The organism is Chryseobacterium sp. Leaf394 (assembly GCF_001424105.1).
Classification (GTDB): domain Bacteria; phylum Bacteroidota; class Bacteroidia; order Flavobacteriales; family Weeksellaceae; genus Chryseobacterium.
Genome location: NZ_LMQH01000006.1, coordinates 3556 through 30079, shown reverse-complemented (window position 1 = coordinate 30079; position 26524 = coordinate 3556). Strand labels below are relative to the sequence as shown.

21 protein-coding genes are annotated in these 26524 nt (G+C 37.3%); 8 read left to right on the top strand and 13 right to left on the bottom strand.

The features are described from left to right. Positions 1-70 precede the first annotated feature (70 nt). The 7 genes from ASG21_RS02390 to ASG21_RS02360 all read right to left on the bottom strand — a co-directional run bounded on the left by ASG21_RS02390 (position 71) and on the right by ASG21_RS02360 (position 11726). Complete coding sequence (locus ASG21_RS02390) at positions 71-1711, bottom strand: glycoside hydrolase 43 family protein (protein ID WP_056075336.1); 1641 nt, start codon at positions 1709-1711, stop codon at positions 71-73. Positions 1712-1989: 278 nt separating this feature from the next. Then, positions 1990-3249, bottom strand: coding sequence for a glycoside hydrolase family 88 protein (locus ASG21_RS02385; RefSeq protein WP_056075333.1), 1260 nt, complete (start codon positions 3247-3249; stop codon positions 1990-1992). 12 nt (positions 3250-3261) lie between these two features. Then, positions 3262-4272: a DUF4861 family protein gene (locus ASG21_RS02380; RefSeq protein WP_241773437.1), complete on the bottom strand. Its 1011-nt coding sequence runs from the start codon at positions 4270-4272 to the stop codon at positions 3262-3264. A gap of 43 nt (positions 4273-4315) precedes the next feature. After that, a complete protein-coding gene (locus ASG21_RS02375) occupies positions 4316-5764 on the bottom strand; it encodes a hypothetical protein (RefSeq protein WP_056075330.1) in 1449 nt (482 codons plus the stop codon). Between the two features lie 16 nt (positions 5765-5780). Then, positions 5781-6797, bottom strand: coding sequence for a pectinesterase family protein (locus ASG21_RS02370; protein ID WP_056075327.1), 1017 nt, complete (start codon positions 6795-6797; stop codon positions 5781-5783). An 88-nt stretch (positions 6798-6885) separates the two neighbouring features. Next, a complete protein-coding gene (locus ASG21_RS02365) occupies positions 6886-8712 on the bottom strand; it encodes a RagB/SusD family nutrient uptake outer membrane protein (protein WP_056075324.1) in 1827 nt (608 codons plus the stop codon). A gap of 11 nt (positions 8713-8723) precedes the next feature. Beyond that, positions 8724-11726 (bottom strand): TonB-dependent receptor, encoded by a 3003-nt coding sequence (locus tag ASG21_RS02360; RefSeq protein ID WP_056075321.1) that lies wholly within the window; start codon positions 11724-11726, stop codon positions 8724-8726. A gap of 857 nt (positions 11727-12583) precedes the next feature. Here ASG21_RS02360 and kduI point away from each other — a divergent pair. The 8 genes from kduI (at position 12584) to ASG21_RS02320 (ending at position 22774) form a co-directional block, all read left to right on the top strand. Further along, complete coding sequence (gene kduI, locus ASG21_RS02355) at positions 12584-13420, top strand: 5-dehydro-4-deoxy-D-glucuronate isomerase (protein WP_056075318.1); 837 nt, start codon at positions 12584-12586, stop codon at positions 13418-13420. Positions 13421-13430: 10 nt separating this feature from the next. After that, positions 13431-14213: a gluconate 5-dehydrogenase gene (locus ASG21_RS02350; RefSeq protein ID WP_056075317.1), complete on the top strand. Its 783-nt coding sequence runs from the start codon at positions 13431-13433 to the stop codon at positions 14211-14213. 18 nt (positions 14214-14231) lie between these two features. Then, a complete protein-coding gene (uxaC, locus tag ASG21_RS02345) occupies positions 14232-15629 on the top strand; it encodes a glucuronate isomerase (protein WP_056075314.1) in 1398 nt (465 codons plus the stop codon). 312 nt (positions 15630-15941) lie between these two features. After that, entirely contained in the window at positions 15942-16946 is a 1005-nt protein-coding gene (locus tag ASG21_RS02340) for a sugar kinase (protein ID WP_056075312.1), read from the top strand. A gap of 245 nt (positions 16947-17191) precedes the next feature. After that, on the top strand, positions 17192-17851 hold the full coding sequence (locus ASG21_RS02335; protein WP_056075310.1) for a ketohydroxyglutarate aldolase: 660 nt from the start codon (positions 17192-17194) through the stop codon (positions 17849-17851). Positions 17852-17862: 11 nt separating this feature from the next. Next, positions 17863-19392 (top strand): MFS transporter, encoded by a 1530-nt coding sequence (locus ASG21_RS02330; protein WP_056075307.1) that lies wholly within the window; start codon positions 17863-17865, stop codon positions 19390-19392. Between the two features lie 292 nt (positions 19393-19684). Further along, positions 19685-21148 (top strand): tagaturonate reductase, encoded by a 1464-nt coding sequence (locus tag ASG21_RS02325; RefSeq protein ID WP_056075304.1) that lies wholly within the window; start codon positions 19685-19687, stop codon positions 21146-21148. Between the two features lie 6 nt (positions 21149-21154). Further along, positions 21155-22774, top strand: coding sequence for an altronate dehydratase family protein (locus tag ASG21_RS02320; RefSeq protein ID WP_056075302.1), 1620 nt, complete (start codon positions 21155-21157; stop codon positions 22772-22774). Between the two features lie 113 nt (positions 22775-22887). Here ASG21_RS02320 and ASG21_RS02315 read toward each other — a convergent pair whose 3' ends face one another. The 6 genes from ASG21_RS02315 to ASG21_RS02290 form a co-directional block, all read right to left on the bottom strand. Beyond that, positions 22888-23244, bottom strand: coding sequence for a hypothetical protein (locus tag ASG21_RS02315; protein ID WP_056075298.1), 357 nt, complete (start codon positions 23242-23244; stop codon positions 22888-22890). Between the two features lie 278 nt (positions 23245-23522). Then, complete coding sequence (locus ASG21_RS02310; RefSeq protein WP_056075295.1) at positions 23523-24002, bottom strand: hypothetical protein; 480 nt, start codon at positions 24000-24002, stop codon at positions 23523-23525. A 343-nt stretch (positions 24003-24345) separates the two neighbouring features. Next, positions 24346-24714 (bottom strand): hypothetical protein, encoded by a 369-nt coding sequence (locus ASG21_RS02305; RefSeq protein ID WP_056075293.1) that lies wholly within the window; start codon positions 24712-24714, stop codon positions 24346-24348. A gap of 17 nt (positions 24715-24731) precedes the next feature. Beyond that, positions 24732-25154, bottom strand: coding sequence for a hypothetical protein (locus ASG21_RS02300; RefSeq protein WP_056075291.1), 423 nt, complete (start codon positions 25152-25154; stop codon positions 24732-24734). 214 nt (positions 25155-25368) lie between these two features. Further along, complete coding sequence (locus tag ASG21_RS02295; RefSeq protein WP_056075288.1) at positions 25369-25923, bottom strand: transposase; 555 nt, start codon at positions 25921-25923, stop codon at positions 25369-25371. A 255-nt stretch (positions 25924-26178) separates the two neighbouring features. Continuing rightward, positions 26179-26469, bottom strand: a 291-nt coding sequence (locus tag ASG21_RS02290; RefSeq protein ID WP_056075529.1) for a hypothetical protein, incomplete at its 3' end; no start/stop codon positions are given. Positions 26470-26524: the final 55 nt, after the last annotated feature.

The following is a 26524-nucleotide window of genomic DNA, read 5'->3' as shown; positions in this document are numbered from 1 at the left end:
GACTCAGCAAATCAGACAGAATTTTCTGTAAAATTTATCTGTGAAAATCCGTGAGATTTGTGGGAAATATCTAATTTTTTGTTATTCTAAAATATTCAAAATCTGCGTACCCACCACGGTTTGCTTTCTGTGTGCTTACAGAATATAACCCTACTTTCGCACCAATCCATTTTCCTGGTTTTGCCTGAAACGGTTCGCCCACTTTAATGAAATTTTTACCATTTTCGCTGTAGCTGAACGTGCAAATTCCATTCGGTTCGCTGACGTTTACTTTAAAATACGCTTCGTTTCCTTTTAATTTGGTTTCAAATAAAACTTTTTCCTCACCACCTTTTTCAGCCTTTTCAGCTTTTCTCAACTGAACATAATATCCATCGGTTTTATTGGTAATAACAAGGGATGCGTGATCCATTCCCATAACCAAAAGACCGGCAGTTTTTCCTTCTTTAGCATCTTCGGGTGTCAATTTAACTTTGGTTGACGCCACAAAATTCGGAGCCGGAAATTTTTGAGTCAAAAGATTCGGAACATTCCAAAGGTTTTTATCGTTTTCGCCCATTTTCATGGAGAATAATCTCAGGAATTTCTGTCCGGGAAGTTTGGATGACCAAACGATGTTTTCGTTGGCACTCCATTGCCACTGCAAACCTAATTTTTCACCATCAAACTCATCCGTTTCAGCCGGAGTTACGACTGGATAGGTTTTCCCAACGTTTGGTTTTTTATACGTTAAAACCGGTTCGCCAATTCCGTTTTTATCGTTGTCGATTCCCATTACAGGCCAGTCTTTTTCCCATTTCATCGGCTGCAAATGCACGATTCTTCCTCCTGCATCCACGTCCTGAAAATGGTAGAACCAGTCTTCACCGGAAGGTGTATCTACCCAAGCTCCCTGATGCGGACCGTTTATTTTTGTTTTGCCCTGCTCAAGAACAATTTTCTCTTCGTAAGGACCGTAGATATTTTTTGATCTTAAAACCAACTGCCAACCTGTAGCCACACCTCCCGCCGGAGCGAAAACGTAGTAATAGCCGTTTCTTTTATACATTTTTGGACCTTCAACCGTCGGATGAGCATCGTGACCGTCGAAAATATGAACGCCTTTATCCAAAACTTTTGTTCCTTCAGGATTCATTTTGTTTAAAGATAAAATACTTTTTACACCGGCTCGGCTTCCTGCCCAACCATGAACCAAATAGGCCTGTCCGTCTTCATCCCAGAACGGGCAGGAATCGATTAAACCTTTTCCTTCCATGACCAAAACGGGTTCGTCCCATTTTCCAAGAGGATCTTTGGTTTTTACCATATAAATTCCGAAATCCGGGTCGCCCCAGTAAATGTAGAATTCCCCTTTGTGGAAACGGATACTTGGTGCCCAAACTGCATCACCTCTTCTCGGAACGGAGAAATGCTCTTTCGGTAAAACATCCTGGATTGCATAGTTGACCAATTTCCAGTTGACCATATCTTTTGAATGGAGAATAGGCAATCCCGGAGCTTCGTTGAAACTTGAAGCGGTCATATAATAATCATCGCCAACGCGCGTAACGTCTGGATCTGAATAATCTGCGTATAAGATCGGGTTTCTGAAGTTTTTCCCCTGATCGGCAGTCCAGACTTCTGAAACGTAGGGTTTTTCCTGTGCATTCAAGTATGTTGATGCAATGGAAAATGCGGTGATTGAAAGTATATTTAAAATTTTGTTTGTCATAAAATCAGATTTTTGATCTGTTTAGATTTTTAATCCCGAAATTTTGGGACAAAGATTTTTTTAAAGTTGCTCTGCATACTTTTAGTTCGCAAAAGCGTTCTGCTTAGCAAAGGCTTTATGTTTTTAAAATAATATTTTAACCATTAAGTTTTTATTAAGAAGTTTAGAAAAATTAAGCTGAGCTTCGCTTTAAGCAAGTAGCTTAATAAAATCTCAGATTTAAGCCTTAATAAATCTTAACTTCTTAAATCTCCTTAATGGTTTAATGGTTTTAAAAATTATTTTTCAAATTCCAAACTTGCCAAAATAAATGGTCCCGTTCCTTTTCCGTCATTCGAACGGATCTCTTCATTCACGTAATATTCGTAAGAACCGTCTCTGTAAGGTTTTCCTCCCAGACCGGCAACAGCACAACATTTATTTAAATTTACAACGCCATTTTCATCAACTGTAATCAGATTTTTGATAATTCCGTCATAGCCTTTTTTAGCGGCAGCTTTGTATGATTTTGGCAGGTAACCTTTGTTCACAGATTTAATCATGGTGTAAACAAACATCGCTGAAGCAGTCGCTTCTTCATAATTTTTGTTTGCCAATGGCTTATCTAAAACCTGATACCAAAGCCCTGATTTTTTGTCCTGATATTTGATAACCGCGTCAGAATAAGATTTAATGTAAGAAATAATTCTCGCTCTTCCCGGATGATCCTTAGGTAAATAATCCAAAACGTCTACCATTGCCATTCCGTACCAACCCATGGCTCTTCCCCAGAAATTTGGTGAAAGTCCGGTTTGTTTATCTGCCCATGCCTGTTCTTTGCTCTCATCCCAGGCGTGATACAGCAATCCTGTTTTTTTGTCTAAAAGATTTTTCTGAACTGAGTCGAACTGCATAACAATATCATCGTAAGCTTTCGTTGCATCTGCACCTTTTGTAAAATCTTTCGTATAATGCGTGTAGAAAGGCATTCCCATGTACAAACCATCTAACCAAACCTGGTAAGGATAGATTTTTTTGTGCCAGAAAGAACCTTCATTCGTTCTTGGCTGTCCGTCGATTTGAAGACGAAGCGTTTGAAGTGCCTTCAGGTATTTGTCTTTTTTCTCTTTTTCGTAAAGATAAAGCAATACGTTTCCACTGTTCAGCATGTCGATGTTGTACTTGTCAAGATCGTAAGTAACGATTGTACCGTCGTCCTTGATCAAAGTTTCGCCGAAACCGCTGATGTAGTCGTAGTATTCTTTTTTACCTGTTTTGATGTAAAGCTGCTCAGCTCCATCCAACACAATTGCTGATGGATACGTCCATTTCGGGCTTTTGCTGAAATCGAGCATCCAAGCTTCAGGGAAACGCTGCATTTCAGAAAGCATCATTCTTTCAGACCATTTCAGGTTTGTAGGAACTACTTTTCCTGATTTTGCAGTTTGGGTTGTCGCTTTGGCAGCCGTTGCTGTTTTTGTCTGTGCACAGGCAAGGAACATTCCCGAACCTAAAACCGCAACAGCGTATATTTTTAATTTTTGATTAATAAAACTCATTGTAAGTCAATTTTAAAGTTGATTGTTATTATCTAAAATTTCTAATTTTTTATCTAAATCTCTGTAGAATTCTTCTTCAGTTTTTATTCCGTTCGGTTCCTGTGACCAGGCTCCCATAAAGTAATACGAAACATTTTTGGTCTTTTTAAAAACCACAACGTGAGTCGATTTGGTTTTTACAATTTTATCTAAATTTCCGATAGGGTAGAAGATCACCATTCCCAGATTATCTTCTTTTTTAGCCAAAGTCTGCGTTCCGTATGTTGCAATGTAGCCCCATTTTTTGTTTTTACTGACCGCCTCTTTCATGGGAATATCTTTAAAAGCGACAATTCCGGTACATAATCCTGAAACTGTTTCATTTAAATTTAAATCAACCTTCACAAAACGGTCTCTGTTGAAAATTGTCAGCTTCGACTGAAGGTCAACTGCCTTTCCCCACGTTTTCCAGCCTTTGTAATCGATGGTTGCGAAAGATTTATCGCTGTCATTGACAACTTTTGCGGTGGTGTTTTTTAAGGTTTTAAAAGTTTCTACAAAATCATTCTGATCATCATATCTTCCGTAAGAACCGACTCCGATGGTACGGCCTGATTTCAAAATATCCTGTCCCCAGGGTGCGTCGTGATGATAGGTTTCAAAGCCATCCTGTCCGACATCCGGCAACACCAGAGTATTCACTTTTTTCCCGAAAATATCTGTAGCATTTCTCCAGTCAAGGTATAATCTGTAACCGATCTGATTGTTTTCCAAACCGATTCCTTCGTATCTGATGTAGTAAGAATGGTCGGTATGTTCGGCCGGAAGTTGTAACTCATTGATGTTTTTGAAAGTTCCGCCGATGTACTCGTTGCCCTCCCATTTTCCGCCGTCTTTTATTGATAATTCTGCGTAGGAAAAAGGAGCTTTCGGGTTTTTGCGGATTTTCTCAATCACATTTTTCTGAGCGAACGATGAACCGCTTGCGAAGACAGCTCCCGCCAGAAGTATTTTGAATAGTTTTGATTTTATCTGTACTGACATTATTTTTTATTTTAGATAACCTTCAAGTCTGAAAGTTCAGTGACTACCACTGATTTTCGGTTATTTTTTTCACGAGGTCGTTCATATACACCTCGATATTATCATAGTTTTTATCTAAATCTTTTCCGTTGGCATTGGCCGTTTTCGGATCAAGATTATTTTTGATTTCCCAATCATCGGGCATTCCGTCGTTGTCTGAATCAAGAGGTGCTTTTCCGGCTTTTAAATCAGGAAATCCGCCTACATCTTCCTGAGAATCGATGATTCCATTATCACTTCCGTGCGAACCTTTGTGAGAGAACGTTCCTTTTTTTACATGTTCCAAAACACGTAAATCTACAGCATCTCTCACCAAACTTGCGCCCCCGATTTTTAATATTTTTTCGTAAGCCTCCTTAGGAGAATCAGTTTTTACGTTATTCTGAATATCGTGAGGCTGATTGATTTTAATTGAATTTTTATCAGCATCCGTCAACTTATACGCAGGTTTCATTTGATTAAAAACGCCTAAATTCCAATTGTCTGCGGTAACTTCCGGACTTCCCTCCACAACATTTCCGCTGATGTAATATTTCCCCCAGATATTGTAAACCTCAGTTCCTTCTTTTTCATTTTTATCAATTGCTACAATTCTCTTGTTGGTCATTGTCGCAGGACCCGGTTTGTAGTAATTGTTGACCATATTTACATTCATTCCTTCACCTCCGTAGACATTATTGTGACCCCAGTTGTAAATGACATTATTTCTGAAATCGGTCAGATCGGTCAGCGCAAATTTACTTCCCGCATATTCTCCCAATCTTGGATTTCTGCTGTCGTGGTTTGCGTAGATATTATGATGAAAAGATGCGAATTTTCCACCGGCAATTCCGCCATAGCCGTGAGCGCCTTTTTGGTGGGCAGAGTTTCTAAGGCTTTCTGTAATTACACACCACTGAAGCGTCGTATTTTCGTTGACGTAGATTGAAACCGTTTCGTCTGTTGACCAGCTCATCGAACAGTGATCAACGATTAAATTTTTTATAAATCTTGCCCCTAAAGCATCACCTTCATACTTTTTCTTATCACCCATTCTGAAACGCATGTAGCGGATAATCACATTGTCTGCTGCCACAAAAGTTTCGTAGTTGGCAACGGTAATTCCGTCTCCGGGAGCGGTTTGTCCGGCAATCGTAACGTCGCCTTCTTTTATTCTTAATGGGGATTCAAGGGAAATCGTTCCTGCAGTTCTGAAAACAATATATCTCGGACCTTTTTGTTCTAAAGCGTGTCTTAACGTACCTTCCGAACCGTCATCTGTCAGTTTAGTAATGAATAAAACCTTTCCACCACGTCCGCCGGTTGTAAATCTTCCAAAACCTTCAGCACCGGGGAAACTGATAAGCTTTCCTGAAACCACTGTTTCGGAATTGGCTGACGTCTTTACCTGACTGGTGCAGCTTTGTGAAGATAAAATTCCCAAAAGGAAGAGTGAAGAAAAAGCGTATTTCATTGAAAACTTTTTGAGATTATTGAGCGGCTTTTTTGTAGTTCCAGTTGTCTTTTCCGGAAAGAATATTTTTGGCAGTATATTTTTTACTTTGTTCTTTTGTCAGTTGGTGTGACCATGAAACGCGTTTCTCAGCGTTAGCTCCTGAACCTTTAGAATTGTATTCTGCGTAGAAAGTAGTCTTCTCTGCATCAGGTTTAGACCAGTTGTGCCAACCTTCAGGTTTTATTGTGGAATCGATTGCACAATTGATATAAACTGTCTTTGCAAATGGTCTCCACGGACGACCCAAATATACAGAATTTGCGTCGGCATCGCCTGTTAAATTACAGTTAATAAATACATATCCAAACTCATTTCCTTCAATTGTGGAGGCGGCTGTAACGTAGGATGCATTTTTTTTAGAGTAGACAGTACAGTTTTCAAAAACGGCGGTTCCGGCTCCGAAAATATAGTCAGTCGTACCTTCGATGTAGCAGTTTTTAAAATAGTTTCTGGAAATTTTAGTTTTATCCGGATTGTCCTGAGCACCTTTAGTATAAAGTGTATCCTGAAATCCTAAGAATTTGCAGTTTTCAAAAGCTATTCTGTCGCCTGTCGTTAAAACGGCAACGGCCTGTCCAACTGGTCCTGCATCGTTTTGAAACGTAATATTTTTAGCTGAGAAATCATCAGAGAAAATAAAAATGCTTGATGAACCTGTGGTCCCAATGTTTTTACCTTCAGCATTCTGCTTTGACGCATGATCGCCGTAAACTAAAATAGTATTTTCTGCATTTTCTCCAATCAGAGTGATTGGACTTTTTGCAGGATCTACTGTGATTTTTTCTCTGTAAGTTCCGGGTTTAATGATAATTTTTGTCCTGTTCTTTGTATTATTTTCAACAGAATTTACCGCTTCCTGAATGGTTTTGAAATCTCCTTTTCCGTCTTTCGAAACCACGATTGTTCTGTCGGAAGTTTTGAAAGAAAAAACAATTAGAAGAATTACAAATGCTGAAATTGCTGTGAGAAAATTTTTGAAAATCGCTGACATAAAATTTTTCTTTAGGAAAAATACAGACTTGCTCCCGTGAAGGAGAAAGTCTGTATTAAAATCAATTTAATATGAATGTGTATTTTTACTAGTAGCCATAATCCTGAGTAAGATTGTAGTTATTCTGAATGTATTCAAAATAAATAGGCAATAATTCTCTTTTGTTAACCTGGAAATACTGTGCGTATCCTGAAGCTGGATTATCTACATAGGTAGCAGTAATTCCTGATCTCCATGCAATAGATTTGTAACCTGCAGGAGTAGTGGCAGACTGGTTTGGAAGGTAAAATACCGCACTTTTATCTGTTCCTGTAGTATACACATCGATTGCAGCGATATTCTGCTGAGCCGTTTTAGTAGGATCGTAAACAGAATTTTTATAATAAATATTCAAAGGTACGTTAGCATAAGCTCCTGTGCCGTTGATAAATGCTGTAAGTTTCGCTTTTGTTTCAGCAATTTTAGTTGCTAATAAATTCCAACGGATCAAATCATATTTTCTGATTCCTTCTGAACCTAATTCTAATAATCTTTCCTGTACAACAGCGTTGAAGAATCCTACTTTATCAGAAGGAATTGCACCTACCTGACCAAGATTTCCTGCGTAAGCTCTGTTTCTTACTGCTAATAAAGCATTTTTTGCTTCCTGAGAAGGAGCTCCGTTGATTTCGTTGTCTGCTTCAGCAAACATCAGCATTACATCTGAAAGACGGAGTAAAGGCCAGTCAACAGCTAACGTCTGAGAAGGACCTGTAATACTTGTCCATGATTTTCTGTATTTAGAATCTGTCCATGCATTGGAAGCAGCCAATTCCGCTTGATTTGCAGCGTTAATGGTAAAGATTCCAACATTCATGTCTCTTCTTAAGTCAAATTTTGAAAACTCGTAGAAGTAAGTTGGAAGTGCATTAATACCTCCACCACCTTTCCATACAGAATTATCGTGATGCTTTAAGCCATTGTAATATCCGATTTTAGAGTCTGTTCTTACTCCACCTCCAAATGCTCCCACTGCAAAAATAACTTCATTGGTTGCATCCTGAGCATTGGTATGTAAAGCTCTGAAAACACTTTCATAGCTAGGGTTGAGACTATGTTCGCCAGAATGATTCATGATGTCTTTACATTCAGTTAAAGCAATCTGATAATATTTTTGAGGGTTTGACCCCTGAGCCATAATCTGCGGGTTTCTTCTAAGAGAATATCCTGCTCTTGCCAAAGCAATCCTTGCTCTTAAACCTTTTACAAATCCTTTAGAAATCCTGTTACTCGTTGTACCACCTTCAGACCTCCATGGAACTAATGTTGCTGCTTTTTCAAGATCGTTAATCATTTGATCATAAATGATATCGCGGTCTGTCTTAGGCTGGTTCTGTTCAGGTAATTCAGATGCAGGTACTAAATAAAATGGCACGTCGCCCCAGTTTCTGATTAATTCGTAATAATACTGAGCTCTAAGCGTTAGTGCCTCACCCAGGTATCTGTTCATTAGAGCTTTTTCCTGTGCAGATCCTGTCTGCATGACAGGAGATAGTGGAATATTTTTCAGAACAAGGTTAGCACGCTCAATTCCTGTATATAATTTCCCAAACGGATTGTTGAGTTCTGTATTGGTTGCACAAGCTCCGAAAGTTGCAACACCTCTTCTGTCGTTACAGTTGTAGTTTCCTGAGGTTCTGAAGTCGTCTCCAGACTGAGGAAGAATGAGAGATAATCTCTGTCCGTACCCATCATCACCACCTAATTGAGCATACACACCAATTAATGCTGAAAAAGTATCGTCTGTACTGTCAAACTGTTGCGCTTCAGATATACTTGAAAGGTTTTCCGGATCAAGGAAATCGTTACAGGAATTAGTAAAGAAAAGTGCTCCAACGAGGCAACTTGCAAATAATATTGATTTTGTTTTTTTCATGATAATAAATTTTAGAAAGTGATATCTACACCTGTTACAAAGAATCTGCTGCGTGGGTAAGCTGAATAATCAACTCCCGGAGTCAGAGGATTTCTTCTCGTACTTGCTTCAGGATCGTATCCAGAGTATTTCGTAAGAACGAAAACGTTGTTTACTGTTGCATACAGTCTGAAGTTTTTAACACCTACTGCCTCAAGGGAACCTTTAGGTAATGTGAAACCTAAAGTTACGTTATTTAATCTTAAGAAAGATCCGTCTTCGATTCCGTAAGAGTGTAAGATGTACTGTCCACTTGGAGGTGTCCACATTGTTGTGTTAGCGTTTAATGCTGCCAAAGCAGTAGGATCATTCACTTTCACCCCATTGTTGTCAAACCATCTCCATCTGTCTGCCACTTCTGCAGCCATGTTGTTGTCTCTGTAAAGATATTGAGTTGTATTTTCTATCTTATTGGCATTGTACACTTTGTTTCCTACAGAGAAGTTGAAGAACAAACTCATATCAAAGTTTTTGTATCTGAAAGTTTGGTTAAAACCTCCAAAAAACTTCGGCTGGGCGCTTCCTAATTCCTGTCTGTCTGCATCAGTAATCTGTCCGTCGCCATTTAAATCTTTTAATTTAAGATCTCCAGGCTGCACAGCTCTTGCTCCCAAAGCGATTGCGCTTGTACTTGGTACACCTGCTTTCAATGTATAAACCTGAGTTGCGGCATTGTAATCAAAATCGCTCACTTCGTATCTTCCTTCAGTTACATATCCGTAATATGTTCCTACAGCGCTTCCCACTTTTGCGATAAAGTCAAATCCGCCGATACCTCCAGATTGAACAAGATAATAATCCTGTCCTGGACGTACACCGCTTCCTAAACTTAAAATTTTATTTTTGTTTGCAGAAAGGTTGATGTCTGTTTTCCACGTGAAATCTTCTTTGTTGACGATAGCTCCACCCAAAGTAAATTCTAAACCTCTGTTTTGAGTTTTACCTGAATTCTGGAACTGGTTAGCATATCCCGGGAAAGGAACTTTAGCCAAAACCAACAGATCTTTTGTGTCGGTAATATATCCGTCTACACTACCATATAATCTGCCGTTGAAAAATCCGAAGTCAATACCCGCATTTTTAGATACCGTAGCTTCCCATTTCACATTAGGGTTTGCCTGTGTAGTGGAGATTCCGGCTCCCGGAGTTACAGAAGTTCCGAAAACATATCCGTTATTTGCACCGATGTTGTAGAAATTAGCCCAAAGGTAAGATGTAATTCTGTTGTTACCCGAAAGACCGTAACCAACACGAAGTTTCAATTCTTCAAGCCATGAAACATCTTTTAAGAATTTCTCTTCGTTAACTTTCCAGGCCAATGAAGCTGCCGGGAAATATCCCCACTGATTTCCTTTCATGAAAACGTTAGATCCATCAGCTCTTACAGACGCGGTAAGAATATATTTATTATCAAAAATATAGTTTACACGTCCGAAAAATGAAGCTAAACGGTCAGGAGGCAAAGCTGCTGTTCTTGCCGCATCCTGAATTAAACCAGCCGGTGGTGTTGCTGCAGCAATGTTAGAAAATGCTTCTTGCGGAAGAATAGACTTTGGAAACCATTTTACATAAGTATTACTCGTTTCTCCGTCAGTCTGAATTATTTCCTGACCCAGCAAAACATCCAGTTTATGTCTGCCAAATTTTTTGGTGTAATTTAAGGTATTTGTATTGGTAATTCTTCTCGATTGGGATCTGTCTAGCTGTACAATCGGCATATCAGCATTAGCTCTTGCCTGTGATGTTACCGTACCCCAAAACTGATTGGTGATAATATCTCTCTGTACATAACCAATAACACTTCGGAACGTGAAGTCTTTTGAAATGTTCCAGTTGATGTAACCGTTTAATAATAAGTCATTTGAGCGGTTGGTTCTAACTTCGTTCTGATTTAGAATTAAAGGATTAACCAAGTTAGTATTGGTTGCGTAATCTGGGTCAAAATCATCAACAGGAATATTAGATCCTCCTTCGAAAGGCTGGTATCTCACGGCATTTCTTAATCTGTTGTTACTCTGAGAACCGGTGCTTGAAGTACCTACACCATCTATTAAAGATCTGCTGTATCTTGCATTAAAACCAAACTTTAATTTCTTGCTGATATCATAATCGTACTTAAAGTTAACCATACTTCTCTTGAATCCAGAGTTGAGCATGATCCCATCTTCGTCCACATGATTTAATGTTAAAGCAAAAGCCGATTTTTCTGAACCACCATTTACAGTAAGGTTATGTGTAAAATTAAAAGCTTCACGACCGAATAATTCATCCTGCCAATCTCTTCTTTTAACGTTGCTGTATTTATTATACAGCTCATTATAAGTTCCATATCTGGTTGCAAAAGCCAAAACATCAGCTGCCACGCCATTTTTGTTGTACAATTCGTACTGATACATTACAAATTCATAAGGATCAAGAACATCTAATGTGTTCATGATTTTTCTCACACCTGTAAATCCGTTGTAATTAATTGAGGTTGTAGCTCTTTTTTTACCACTTTTCGTAGTAATCAAAACTACACCATTTGCTCCTCTTGATCCGTAGATTGATGTAGATGAAGCATCTTTCAGAACTTCGATTGATTCAATTTCTTTCGGAGTCAAAAGAGACATTGCATTATCCATCTGCACACCGTCTACAATGTAAAGCGGTGCATTACTTCCTGTAATAGAAGTTCCACCTCTTACTTTGATATCCACTTCTGCACCCGGGGAGCCTTCACTCGCCTGCACCTGAACCCCTGCCAGTCTACCCTGAATTGCTTCTGCAGCACTGTTTACAGGCATATCTTTCAGAGCTTCAGCTTTTACAGATGATACAGCGTTGGTAACATCTTTTTTAGAGACTTTGGAATAACCTACCAAAACTACTTCGTCGATAGTTTTCTCCTTATCTTTTTCCTGCGCCATAGCGAGCATAGGCAAAAGAAAAGCGGAAAGATATAACCACTTTATCTGTTGAACTTTTTTATTCATTATATATCCTTAAATTTTAATTACTGTATTCTTCTGTTGTCGTTTTTTTTAAGAAAAAAGCAAGTACTAATATCGTTCAGTGGTAAATTTTCTATGTAAAAATTACGCTCTCCGGTGTGCAATCGATTGCGTAACTTTTTTTGGACATAGAAATTCCTGGCTCCTAAACTAATATTATTTTCCAATACGCAAAAGAAATTGATAAAATTAATTGTTAATTTAATTGTTTAATTACTTAACTGATACAGAACAATTGTTAGGTTTTTATATTTAAAATACTAATTTTCAGTTGTTTATATGGTGGTTTAATTTTGACAAATAGTGGATAACTTTTTTAAAAATTTTATGTGTTTAACTAAAATTTAGGTGGTTTTTATGGTAATTTAACTACATTTTTCAGCTATCAAAATTCCCCAAATGTGTACGCAACATTAAATATTTGTCAATTTAAGATGATTTTTGTCACGTTTTTGCTTGAAGTTTTGATATGAATTTAGCAGATAAATCGTGCCAATCAATTACAGCAGGGTTCTCATGAAAAACATGCGATTTGTCATGTTGTTTTTGGACGGGTTTTTGGCACGATATTATCTCATTCTGGAGATTGCAATCCTTTTCCGGTAAAATTATTCTTTCTAAAAGTTTCTTTTTTAGCTAAATTCAAAATAATTAAACATTATAATGTATTGATTATAAATAGATTACGAATTAATATTAATTTTTTGTTACGCAATTAAAATTTAATTTTATATTTAACACCAAGTATTTCTATCGGTAAAAATGTGTAGTTTTATGCAATCGATTACACATTAAAAATTAATGGTTCAAAAACCCATAAAAAATTCAAAATTAAGAGTATGACAAAATCAGAATTTCGTTACGCCCATCATCCTGAAGATGTAAAAAAATATACAACTGAAGACCTGAGAAGGGAGTTTCTAATCAATGATTTATTTAATGAAGATCAAATCAATGTAGTGTATTCTATGTACGACAGAATGATCGTAGGTGGTGCAATGCCTGTAAAAAGCGCATTGAAACTTGAACCTACAGATGATCTGAAGGCAGAAAACTTTCTTGACAGAAGAGAATTGGGAATCATCAACGTAGGCGCTGCCGGAAAGGTAACTGTTGACGGAGAGGTTTTCGAACTTGGAAATAAGGAAGCTTTATATATAGGAAAAGGCGCAAAAGATGTTGTTTTTGAAAACGGAAATGAAGGTCAGACTTTATTCTATTTCAATTCTGCACCTGCGCACCACACTTTCCCTACAAAGAAAATCACTAAAAATGAAGCCGAAATTGTAGAATTAGGTGAAGCAAAATACGCCAACAGACGTACTATAAACAAACTAATCGTCAACAGCGTATTGGAAACCTGCCAGCTACAGATGGGAATGACCGAGCTGCACGAAGGAAGTGTTTGGAACACCATGCCTTCTCACACGCATACCCGAAGAATGGAAGCTTATTTTTATTTTGATCTTGAAGAAGGGCAGGCGGTAAGTCATTTTCTTGGCCAGCCAAACGAGACCCGTCATATCTTTATGAAAAACAATGAAGCAGTCTTGTCTCCGGAATGGTCTATTCACTCAGGAGTTGGTACTTCCAACTACACTTTTATCTGGGGAATGGCAGGAGAAAATATGGATTATGGCGACATGGACGCTGTTAAAACTAACGAACTAAAGTAATTTTTTCTACATGAATTTATTCGATTTATCCGGAAAAGTAGCCGTTGTAACCGGCGGTACTCACGGATTAGGAATGGCAATGGCTGAAGGTCTTGCCTCTGCAGGTGCTGAGCTGGCAATCACAAGTACAACTCCCTCAAAATTAGATGAAGCCTTAGAATATTATCGCAGTAAAGGATATAATGCTACAGGTTATCTTTTTGATGTGACAGACGAGCTAGAAGCCGCTCAGAAAGTAGCTTTAATGCTTGCTACACATGGGAAAATAGACATCTTAGTCAATAATGCAGGAATCATCAAACGTGTTCCGGCTTTAGAGATGGATGTTGCAGACTTTAGAAAAGTAATCGATGTAGATCTTACCGGTCCTTTCATTATGTCTCAACTGGTTGGGAAACACATGATCAAAAGACAGTCCGGTAAAATCATCAATATTTGCTCAATGATGAGTGAGCTTGGCCGTGATAATGTAGTAGCGTATGCTTCTGCAAAAGGCGGTTTAAAAATGCTGACCAAAAATTTAGCAACAGAATGGGCAAAACACAATATTCAGGTGAACGGTATCGGTCCCGGATATTTTGCGACAACCCAAACAGAACCTATCAGAGTAGACGGGCATCCGTTTAACGATTTTATCATCAGCAGAACTCCGGAAGGTAGATGGGGAAACCCGGAAGATCTTGCAGGAACGGCTATTTTCTTAGCTTCAGACGCAAGTAAATTTGTCAACGGACACATTATTTATGTGGATGGAGGTATTTTGGCGACCATCGGAAAACCTGCTAATGAATAACACAAGAATTTTACAGAAATGAAATCTTTTATTACAGATAACTTTTTATTACAAAATAAATACGCGGAAGAATTATACTTCAATTTCGCAGAAAAACAGCCGATCATCGATTATCACAATCACTTGATTCCAAAAGATATCGCTGAAGATACGGTTTTCGAAAATATTTCTAAAGTCTGGATTGCTGGCGATCACTACAAATGGCGTGCAATGCGTACGATGGGTGTGAACGAAAAATTCATCACAGGCGACGCTTCAGACAAAGAAAAATTCGAGGCTTGGGCAAAAACGGTTCCTTACACATTAAGAAATCCTCTGTACCACTGGACACATTTAGAATTAAAGCGTTATTTCGGAATTGATGAATTATTGAACGAAAAAAATGCATCAGATATTTACGACAACATCACGGCACAGCTTCAGACTCCTGAAAAGTCAACAAGAGGTTTGCTGAAAATGATGAACGTAGAATCTTTGTGCACCACAGAAGATCCGATTGATGTTTTAAATTACCATCAGGATTTGGCGAAAAGTAATTTCAGCATTAAAGTAAGTACAGCTTTCCGTCCGGATAAAGCGATCTTAATTGAAAACCACAACTTCGCAGATTATATTTCCAAATTGGGCGAGTCGGCAGGAATTGAAATCAATTCTTACCAGACTTTGTGCGATGCTTTATTAAAAAGAGTAGAATATTTCCACGAAAACGGATGCAGACTCTGCGACCACGGACTGAACAATATTTCTTTCGAGGAAGCTTCAGAAGCTGAAGTGAGCGCAATTTTCAATGATAAAATTTCAGGAAAAGTAATCGCTGAAAAGCAGGTGAATCAGTTCAAAACTGCTATTTTATTATTCTTAGGCGAAACGTATCATAAATTCGGATGGGTTCAGCAGTTCCACTTGGGAGCTTTGAGAAACAACAACGAAAGAATGCACAGAATCTTAGGTCCTGATACAGGCTGGGATTCTATCGGTGATTTCGTTCAGGCTGAAACTTTGTCTAAATTGTTAAATGCTTTAGACGGAAAAGATAAACTGACCAAAACAATTCTATATAACTTAAATCCTGCCGACAATGAAATTTTCGCGACTATGATCGGGAATTTTAATGACGGCAGTATCAAAGGAAAGGTACAGTTCGGTTCTGGATGGTGGTTTTTGGATCAGAAAGACGGAATGATCAAGCAGATGAATGCCCTTTCAAATATGGGATTAATCAGCTGTTTCGTAGGAATGTTGACAGATTCCAGAAGTTTCTTATCTTACCCGAGACACGAATATTTCAGAAGAGTATTGTGTAATCTTTTCGGAGAAGAAATGAAAAACGGCGAATTGCCGGATGACATGGAACTGATCGGGAAAACCATTTCCGATATCTGTTATCATAATGCTAAAAATTATTTCGATTTTTAAATTTCGAATTAAATAATAAAATTGAACCATTAAGGATAATTAAGGAGTTAAGGTTTTTTAAGCATAAAATATTAGATTTTATTAAGCAGACTGCTTAAAGCGAAGCTAAACTTATCTATTCTCAACTCCTTAATAAATCTTAATGGTTTAAAAAAAGTAAATTTTTAATATTTAAAAGGTCAAACGTGCAGAAAAATCTTTGATTTTTAAACTTACGTGATCTTTATATTTTCAATATTTTAAACTTCAAAAAAATAAAGCAATAAAAACTTTTGTGCTTTTTGTGGTTTAAAAAGAAGTCAATTAAAAGTTATGGGTAAAATACTTACTTTCGGTGAAGTAATCATGAGGCTTTCACCTCCCGGGAACAAAACGATGAAACAGAGTCACGAGATGGAATTCTTTTTCGGCGGAACTGAGCTCAACGTAGCTTCCTCACTGGCAACAATGGGTTGCGACGTGACGCACATCAGTAATGTTTCTGATGATTTTGTGGGAGAATCTGCACTGTCTTTCATCAAAAGTTTTGGGATCGACACGACTTTCATCAATAAAAACGAACATCCTTTAGGTTTATATTTCCTTGAAGTAGGTGCATCCGTTCGTGCGAGCAGAATCGCGTACAACAGACTGAACGGTTCTTTTGCCAACATCAAACCGGAACAGGTTGACTGGAAAAAAGCTTTGGAAGGTTGTGATTATTTTCACTGGACAGGCATTAGTCCCGGAATTTCAGAAGGCGCTTACGAAACTTTGAAAGAAGGTTTGTTGACTGCAAGAGAAATGGGAATCGAAGTGACCACCGATCCGGCTTACCGTTCCAATCTTTGGAAATATGGTAAAAATGGAAATGAGGTTCTAAAGGAATTGGTTTCTTACTCAACGATTTTCATTGGTGGTGTGAATGAGATCAATGAAATTCTGGGAACTCAGTTTTCATCAGACCAAAAAGGTTTCATGGAAGCTTGTGAAGAATTAAAAAAACAGTGTCCATCCATTCATAAAATTTTTGACAAAATAAGAATCGGCGTTACGGCAAGTTCTCAGCAGACGCAGGGAAGAGCTTTGATTGACGGAAATTATTTTGAAACCAAATTTTTAGAAATAGACAACGTTGTCGACAGAATAGGAACGGGAGATGCCTTTGCTGCAGGTCTTATTTATGGTTTATTAAATTTCGATGACGAAAAAGCATTGAATTTTGCCAACGCAGCCTGTGCCATCAAACACACCATTTTAGGCGACATCAATTACTGTAGCGCAGAAGATATTCTCGAAGTAATGGCTGGAAATTCCGGAGGACGCATCAAAAGGTAGCTTTTGCTTTTGGCTTCTCGCTTTTGGCAATTGGCTTATTGCAACAACTAAAACATTGTGGACTTAGCTGAGTGAAATCGAAGATTAGACGTAGTCAACGCCTTTGCGAACTTAAAAATATACATCAGGTTTTAAAAGAAATCTTTGCGCTCTTTGCGTTAAAAAAGAAGTGCTGAATTTACAGCATACCAAAGGATGGATAAAACCCCATCAAAGATTATTTTCAACAAAATAATTAAAACAAAATGACAAAAATTCAATTGGTTACAAACACCATCATCAATCAGGGAGCTTTGCCTCTGTATTACAATGCTGATGAAACGGTAACTTTAGAAATATTAAGATCGCTTTACAAAGCAGGAATCCGTGCGGTAGAATATACCAGCCGTGGGGAAGCCGCGTTGAGCAATTTCACAAAAATGGTAGAAGTTCGTAATGCAGAAATGCCTGAAATGCTTCTCGGAATAGGAACCATTAAAAATGTACAGCAAGCTGAAGAATATTACAAAGCAGGAGCGGATTTCTTTATCAGTCCTGGTTTTGTGGCTGAAGTTGCAGCATTTTTAATTCCGAAAGACTTGTTGTACAGCCCGGGTTGTATGACTCCGACTGAAATTATTGAGGCTGAAACGGCTGGGGTAACTTTCATTAAATTATTCCCGGGAAATGCTTTGGGACCAGGATTTATGAGTGCCATCAAGGATGTTTTCCCGAATCTGAAATTTATGCCGACCGGTGGTGTTGATACCACGAAGGAAAGCATTGAAAGCTGGTTTAAGGCCGGAGTTTCTGCAGTAGGAATGGGAAGCAAGCTGGTAAGCAAAGAATTGATGCTTGCGAAAGACTATGCGACAATAGAAATTGAAACCAAAAAAGTGCTGGATATCATTCAGACTTTAAAATAAATACATTGACTATGAGTTCAGTTAAATCTATTAAGCCGACACAATACAGGTGGACGATCTGTCTTCTTTTATTTCTCGCAACAACGATCAATTATCTGGATCGTCAGGTTTTATCTTTGACGTGGAAAGATTTTATCGCACCGGAATTTCACTGGAATAACAACGATTACGGAAATATCACGGCATTATTCTCCATATTTTATGCGGTGGGAATGCTTTTCGCAGGAAAATTCGTGGACTGGATGGATACCAAAAAAGGTTTCCTTTGGGCAATCGGAGTTTGGTCGATCGGTGCCGTTTTACACGCATTCTGTGGAATCGCAACTTCAGGAATCCTTACAGGAAACTGGATGGCAGGTTTTCATGGATCTAAAGAATTAATCGGAACCGTTTCTAATACTGGGGCAATCATCAGCACGAGTGTAACTTTATTCATATTTGCACGTTTCGTACTGGCAATCGGTGAGGCGGGAAATTTCCCGGCAGCAATCAAAACTACAGCAGAATATTTCCCTAAAAAAGACAGAGCATTCTCTACAAGTATCTGGAACGCAGGAGCAACAGTTGGAGCTTTGGCAGCACCGCTTACCATCCCGTTTATTGCGAAGTCAATGGGTTGGGAATGGGCATTTATCATCATCGGTGCGTTAGGATTTGTATGGATGGGACTTTGGGTATTCGTATACAAAAAGCCACATTTACACAAGAGAGTTAACGAGCACGAATTAACGTATATCAATCAGGATCAGGACGATCTTCCGAATGAAGACACTTCAGTTCCGGAAAAAGTATTCACGTTCAAAGAATGTTTCAGCTACAGACAGACCTGGGCTTTTGCTTTCGGAAAGTTCATGACAGACGGCGTTTGGTGGTTCTTTTTATTTTGGACTCCGGCTTACTTAAGTTCGGTTTACGGAATGGATTCCACTCAAAGTGCACTGCCATTATTCGTGTTGTACATGATCACTTTGCTGTCGATTGTCGGTGGATGGCTTCCAAAATATTTTGTTGAAAAATTAGGAATGAACGCCTACACAGGAAGAATGAAAGCGATGTTGATTTTCGCATTTTTCCCTCTGTTAGCACTTTTAGCACAACCTTTAGGAACAATTACCTATTGGATTCCGGTTTTAATTATCGGAGTTGCAGGAGCAGCGCACCAGGCATGGTCAGCAAACATCTTCTCAACCGTAGGAGATATGTTCCCTAAAAAAGCCATCGCAACCATCACAGGAATTGGCGGAATGGCAGGCGGAATCGGATCGTTTATCATCAATAAATCTTCAGGAGTTCTATTCGATCACGCTCACAAAGCCTGGTCAACCGTAGACGGAGTTCCTTTATTGGAAAAATATCCTCAATACGTCAACGATCGTTTGCCGGATGGATTCTTTGAGCAGTTGGAAAAGTCAGGAGCCGTAGTTTCAGACGGTATAGACAAAGGATACATGATTATTTTCTCCATCTGTGCAGTAGCTTATCTGATCGCATGGACAGTAATGAAAATGTTGGTTCCTAAATATAAAGTGATCAGTAAGTAGAAATAAGATTTAAACCATTAAGGAGAATTAAGAAGTTAAGAAAGATTAAGAATTTGCAGGCAAATTGAAGTTCAATCTTAAGAAATTTATTTCTCTTAACTAGCCTTAACTCCTTAATAAATCTTAATGGTTCAAAAAAAACTTTGAGTTCTTAGCTAAGTGAAACGCCTTTGCGAACTTAAAAATATACATCAAGCATTAAAAAAAATCTTAGCGGACTTTGCGTTTAAAAACAGTATTCCGCATAAGGATTTAGCAGAATTAAAAACACAATTTAATTCAAATTAGAAAAATGGAAAATCAGACAAAACAACAGTTAAACCGTCAAAACAGCGGTATAGATACAAAATTACCAATCAAAATCGTACAGTTCGGGGGAGGAAACTTCATGCGCGGATTCACAGATTATGTGATTGATAAATTAAATAAAGAAGCAGATTTCAACGCAGGAATTGTAAACATTCAGCCGACACCCAACGGTTCAGTTCACAAGCTTGAAGAACAGGGGAATCTTTACACTTTATTTTCAAGAGGAATTAAAAAAGGAGAAATCATTGACGAGAAATGTGTGATTTCAGCGATTCAGAAGTCAATCAATCCTTATGCAGATTATAACAGCTTTTTAGAGTTAGCGAAAGAAGAAGATCTTGAATTTGTTTTTTCAAATACAACCGAAACAGGAATTGCTTACGACGAGACTGAAAATTCGTATGAAGGACCGCACAAAAATTTCCCTGCGAAAGTGGCGGTTTTACTTCACGAAAGATATAAGCATTTCAATGGAGCGGCAGACAAAGGTTTAAGAATTATTCCCTGCGAGCTGATTGAAGAAAATGCTATCGTTTTAAAAGGTATTATTTTAAAATATGCCCAACTTTGGAATTTAGAAGAAGGTTTTGCGCAATGGGTTGAACAGAGCAATCACTTCCACAATACACTGGTTGACAGAATTGTCCCGGGTTATCCGAAAGATGATGCGGCGACGTATGAAGACCAGTTGGATTATGAAGATCCGATGATGGTGGTTTCTGAAACATTCCTTTTGTGGGTGATTCAGGGAGGTGAAGATTTAAAACAGAGAATTCCATTCGATAAAATCAACGAACAGATTTTGGTGGTGGATGATATTCAGCCTTACCGTTTGAGAAAAGTAAGAATCCTGAATGGCGGACATACCTTGATGTTGGCTCCGGCCATTTTAGCAGGAAAAGAAATCGTAAAAGAAGCAATCGATGATCAGTTTATCGGAACTTTTTTAAGCGAATCGATATTTAATGAAGTCAATCAGACTTTAGGTTTAGATGAAACTGAACTGAAAGAATTTGCGGAAGAAGTGTTCGACAGATTCAGAAATCCTTTCATTAAGCACCATTTGGCGAGTATTGCTTTATATTTTGTTTCTAAATTTAAAGTGAGAGTCGTTCCGAGTTTGTTGACTTATGTTGAAAGAAATAACAGACTGCCACTGAACTTAACGTTCTCTCTGGCAAGTTTAATCAGATTCTATCAGGGAAGTTTTGGTGAAAAATCTCTTCCTCTGAATGACGAAGAAGCGATCGTAAACAGATTCAAGGAAATCTGGAAAAACGAAGATTATGAAGTAGTTTCAGAACAGGCATTAAGCGAAAAACTGTTTTGGGATACAGACCTTACACAGGTAGAAGGCCTGAAATCCGCAGTAGCAAAAGCATTGTACGAAATCGACCACAATGATATGGAAACTGCCTACAAAAATTTTATTCAATTTTATTCTTAAACAATCATGCAGAAGAAAGTACTGAAAGTAAATCCCAAAGATAACGTTATTGTAGCGTTGATGGATTTGCCTGCCGGAGAATCGGTACATTTAGACGGTACAGATTATACGATTCTTAAAGATATTAAAGCAAAACATAAATTCGCTGCCGTAGATTTTGAGGACGGCGACCATATTTTAATGTATGGCGTAATCGTTGGGAAAGCCAACCAATCCATCAGTCAGGGCGAAGTGATTACCACCGAAAACGTAAAGCACCAGAGTGCAAAAGTGGTCGGCAAAACCGATACTTTGGGCTGGACGCCACCCAATGTTGACAAGTGGAAAGACCGTACGTTCATGGGTTACCACCGTGAAGACGGGCAGGTAGGTACAGAAAACGTCTGGCTGTTTTTCCCGTTGGTATTCTGCGAAAACAAGAATATCGAAACACTGAAAGATATTTTTGAAAAAGAACTGCTTCACGATAAAGCCAGCAAACACCAATTGTTACTTCGTTCTTTACTGAATGGCGGTACAACTGCAGATGTTGCGGTGGAAGAGGAAGAACCGGATACGAGAATATTTAAAAATATCGACGTAAGATTCATCACACATCAAGGTGGTTGTGGCGGAATCCGTCAGGATGCTGAAGCATTGGGAAGACTGTTCGCAGGATATGTCAACAACCCGAATGTTGCGGGAGCTACGGTACTCAGCTTAGGGTGTCAGAATCTTCAGGTTCAGATTTTCATGGATTCACTGCACGCACTGGCTCCAGATAATAAAAAACCAATCGTCGTTTACGAACAGCAAAAATCGGGTACCATCGATGAAATGCTGACCGGCGTGATTAAAGATTCATACGAAGGCATTAAAAAAGCCAACGAAATAGAGAGAAAACCGGCATCCATCACCAAACTGAACATTGGTTTGGAATGTGGTGGCTCAGACGGTTTCTCAGGAATTTCTGCGAACCCTGTTTTGGGGGAAGTTTCAGATATTATGGCTGCAGTTGGCGGAACAACCATGTTGGCCGAGTTCCCTGAATTGTGTGGAGTAGAGCAGGAGTTGGTCAACCGTTGCATCAACGATGAAGACGGTGTGAAGTTCCTGAAACTGATGAAAGATTTTGAAGCCTCTGTAGTTGCTGCAGGATCAGGATTTGATATGAATCCGTCTCCCGGAAATATCAAGGATGGTTTAATTACCGATGCCATGAAATCTGCCGGAGCATCCAAAAAAGGTGGAGCTGCACCAATCGTAGAAGTTCTCGATTTTACAGAATACGCCACAAAACCAGGTCTGAATCTTCTGTGTACTCCCGGAAATGATGCCGAATGTACTACGGCTTTAGTAGGTTCAGGTGCAACGGTGGTACTTTTTACCACAGGTCTTGGAACACCGATGGGAAATCCTATTTCGCCTGTTGTGAAGATTTCTTCCAACACGGTTTTGGCAGAAAAAATGTCAGACATTATTGATTTCAATGCAGGTACCGTAATCAGCGGAGAAAAAACAATTCCCGAAGCTGCAGACGAACTTCTGGAACTCATCATCAACGTAGCCAGCGGCGAAGTAAAAACCAAGGCTGACGTTCTTAATCAGAATGATTTCATTCCATGGAGACGCGGTGTCTCTCTGTAATGGGTTAATTATATTAAATATTAGGGTTGAAAATGCTTCTTGCTTCGGTGAGGAGCATTTTCTTTTTTTGAGTATCGGGAATTTACAAATTTCTAAAATTTGATATTTATGGTTTATTTACCAATACTTTTTAGGAAAATAGACATTTGATGAAGGATATCTAATACTTCGTCAAAACTTAATGTAAGATATTCTTTATCATTATACTGTCCAGTTACGAAAGCACCAATATCGTTAAACACGGTTATTATCCCTGGCGAATATTCAAAGCCAATATCAAATCCATCATTTCCATCTTCATCACTAAATATTCCAGCCTTACACTGGTTAGTCCATTTTATATCTTCTTTTAAATCTTCTGAATACCAGTTCTTACCACTTAACAATTCAAGTGATTTATGTTTTTTTTCAAATGGTTTAATATAAAGCCAATTAGATTCTCGATCGTATTCAAATTTTAATTTTATCATGAGTTTTTTTATTATTAAATTGAATTAAATCAAGAAAGAATTTATTACATTGAGAATTCTATGGAGATGCGGCGTCTCACTATAATGAGTTAATTATATTAAATATTAGGGTTGAAAATGCTTCTTGCTTCGGTAGGGAGCATTTTCTTTTTTATTGATAGCGCGGATTTGCAATCCGTGCTTATTTCCTACGTACAATAATTAGCTTTAACATTTTGATAGCGTTACAGTACTGCAAAGTCACGGATTGCAAATCCGCGACATCGTATAGAATTAAATTAATCTAAACTCATTGCAAATAAATGGGTGAAATTTTCCCATATATTAAGTTCATTTTTTCTAAATAACTCCACACATTCTGATCCTTTTAAATTACTTTCTCCAAAATTGTTTTGATATGTCACTTTAATGATTAATAAATCTCTGTCCAAAGTAATGATGGGTTTAGAAAATCTGAAGTGTGTATCTCTTTTTTGAAGAATTTGACTTTTTGGAATAAACTCAATATTTAATTGTTTCTTATAATTTTCGGCATCCCAAGAAACTGCATTTTGTTTAAAATTGAATTGATCATTAAGGAAAATCTTTTCCTCCTCATTTTTTGAAAGATATTTCAATATTTGATTTTTTGTGAAATCATCATATTCTTCGATTTCTAATTGATAAATGTTTGTGGTGCGATGAATATTTAAAATTTTAGAGATGAAATTAATAATGGTTTCATTTACTTCATTATTTGTAATTTGTGTAGAATACATAATTTTAAAGAAGATTTATAATAATGACGATAAAAATTTGATTTTAAATATTTAGACGTTGTTATTCATTAAAATAATAAAATAAACAATAATAGGCAATTTTGAATTTCAAATCGATATTTCGATTTACAACTTGATGTCGCGGATTTGCAATCCGTGACTACAACGCACAACAATCAGCCGATAGCGCGGATTTGCAATCTGTGCTTATTTCCTACTTGTAATTAGTAGCTTTAACATTTTGATAACATTTCATTAAGCGTAAAGTCAAGGATTGCAAATTTGCGACATCGGGTACTACAGGCCACATATAACGTTTCTGAGCATTTTCTTTTTTAATAAACTAGCGTTTGTTTTTCATATTATCAAAAAATATTTTATTTAATATTTGTATAGACAATTGCCCATAAAGTATTTTTGCTAACTCAATAGAAATATCTTTGTCTTTATTTTTATAAGAAATTTTTAATGATTCATATCCATTAGTTTTTATAGTAATTTCTAATAAATTTTCATTTACAGTAGAAACGTAATTGATATTATATTTTCTGCAAATATTTAAAAATTGTTCAAAAAAATAAAGTTCTTTTGAATTCGTTAATTCTTTTTCGATAATATTAACTACGGTTGAATTATTACCTTCATTTTGCTGAATCTCTAAAATCTCATTTTTAAATATACTTCTATTAATATTTGGATTAAAATTAGTCATTTATAAATTTATTTGATCTATTCATTCATCAGGCCAAATCCGTCTGGAACTTTTTTGGAATTTATTCTGTTGTATGGCAAAATATAAATCGTTTTAATAATATTTGAATTTGCGTCTATTAAATTATATTCATCAATTGGGGCACTGACGATACTACATTTCATCGAACCGGTTCTTTCCCAAGTATACTGAGAAGAACCTGGTTTTATATAGATTAATCTATTTAAATATTTTCTGGATTCAGAAACACTTGTTAACAGAATAGGATTGTCTTTTGAGTAACCATATTCACCTACATGATTAGGTAGTTCATCATTGTCAGTACCTTCTTCTTCTTTAATCTTTTTTACCATGGCTTCCATTCTTGCCATAAAATATGTCGAACTTGTTTCTTCTGATGATTCTTTTTTATTTTTCCTGAAAAAATTAAATATTCCCATTATATTATGGATATTTTATTAGCTTATTTATTTTGAAAATCAAATACAATAATAGTCTCACGTAAGTCGTCGATCCAATTATATTTTAATAAAAATACTAAAATAAAGAATGACAGCAAATTTTGCATTTATATTCTACTTATTATTCAGAAAATTACAAAATGTTTCATTCCGATGTCGCGGATTTGCAACCGTGACGACAACACACAACAAATCACCCCATAAAAACCACAAAAACATCTAAAGCATTATCTAATTCTGCATAATTTCTGGCACTGCTGAAATAGTAATGCTCCGCTTCTGCCACTATTTTCTGTTTTACGGGATTTTGATGAATATAATTGATCTTCTCTATAATCCATTTATTTGAAAAAACTTCTTCAGCATGGTAGCCATCTTGCCAAACTTTAAACTTTTGTTCTCTGGATAAATGTTCACAGGATTTTTGAAAGTATTGCAGCATCCATTCTTTTCTGCTTTCAGGCTCAGACTGTATGGTTTCAATTATCTTTTTTGAAGTAAATTTTTTAAAATCTCTCATGATTTCAGATACTGTGTATGTACCGTCTGCCCGACAAAATAAATGAAGATGATTTGACATTAAGCAGTATGCAAAAATTGAAAGGCCTTTTTGATTTTGACAGTATTTTAAAGAATCTATGATTACCATTTTTTGCGATAACCTTGTGAATACATCAACCCAGCCTACCGTTGTAATTGTAATAAAGTACGCTTGATCGATATCTAAAGCTTTGTATTTTGTAGACATCTGTGTTTTTATTTAAAAGTACAAAATTTTATAATTGAAAAAGTCACGGATTGCAAATCCGCGACATCGGATTGCAAATCCGCAACATCGGTAATAGATTTATCTTCAAAACTACAAACTTCTCGATACGATTTTTTTCAAAAATCTACTCGAAGTGACGGGAGTATGTTAAAATGTAAAACGGCATTATAATAATTTATAGAAAATACATAAGGCTGAAATTTTCACTTCAGCCCCGCATGGTAAAACATNNNNTTTTCCGTCAGCAATTTTAAAATGAAATTTCAAAATCAGAGGACTTCCCGGAAATGATCCTGCAATTTTTGCAGACAGTATATCTTCTTTTTCATCATAATCTACCGGCTCCAACGTATCTTGATATTCTTTATTGGATTTGTCTATCCACTGTTCGATTTCGTTCCTGCCTGTATGCGTTTTACCTTCGTCAAAAACTGTGGCTGTATCTGCAAAACACTGGGCAAAGGCAGAACTTTCAAAGCTGTTCTTCGCTTTTACTAATTCTTCAATTACTTTTGGTAATATCATATTTTCGGTTTTAAAAGTGATAAAATATTGATACTTGTAATGATATTAAAAACAG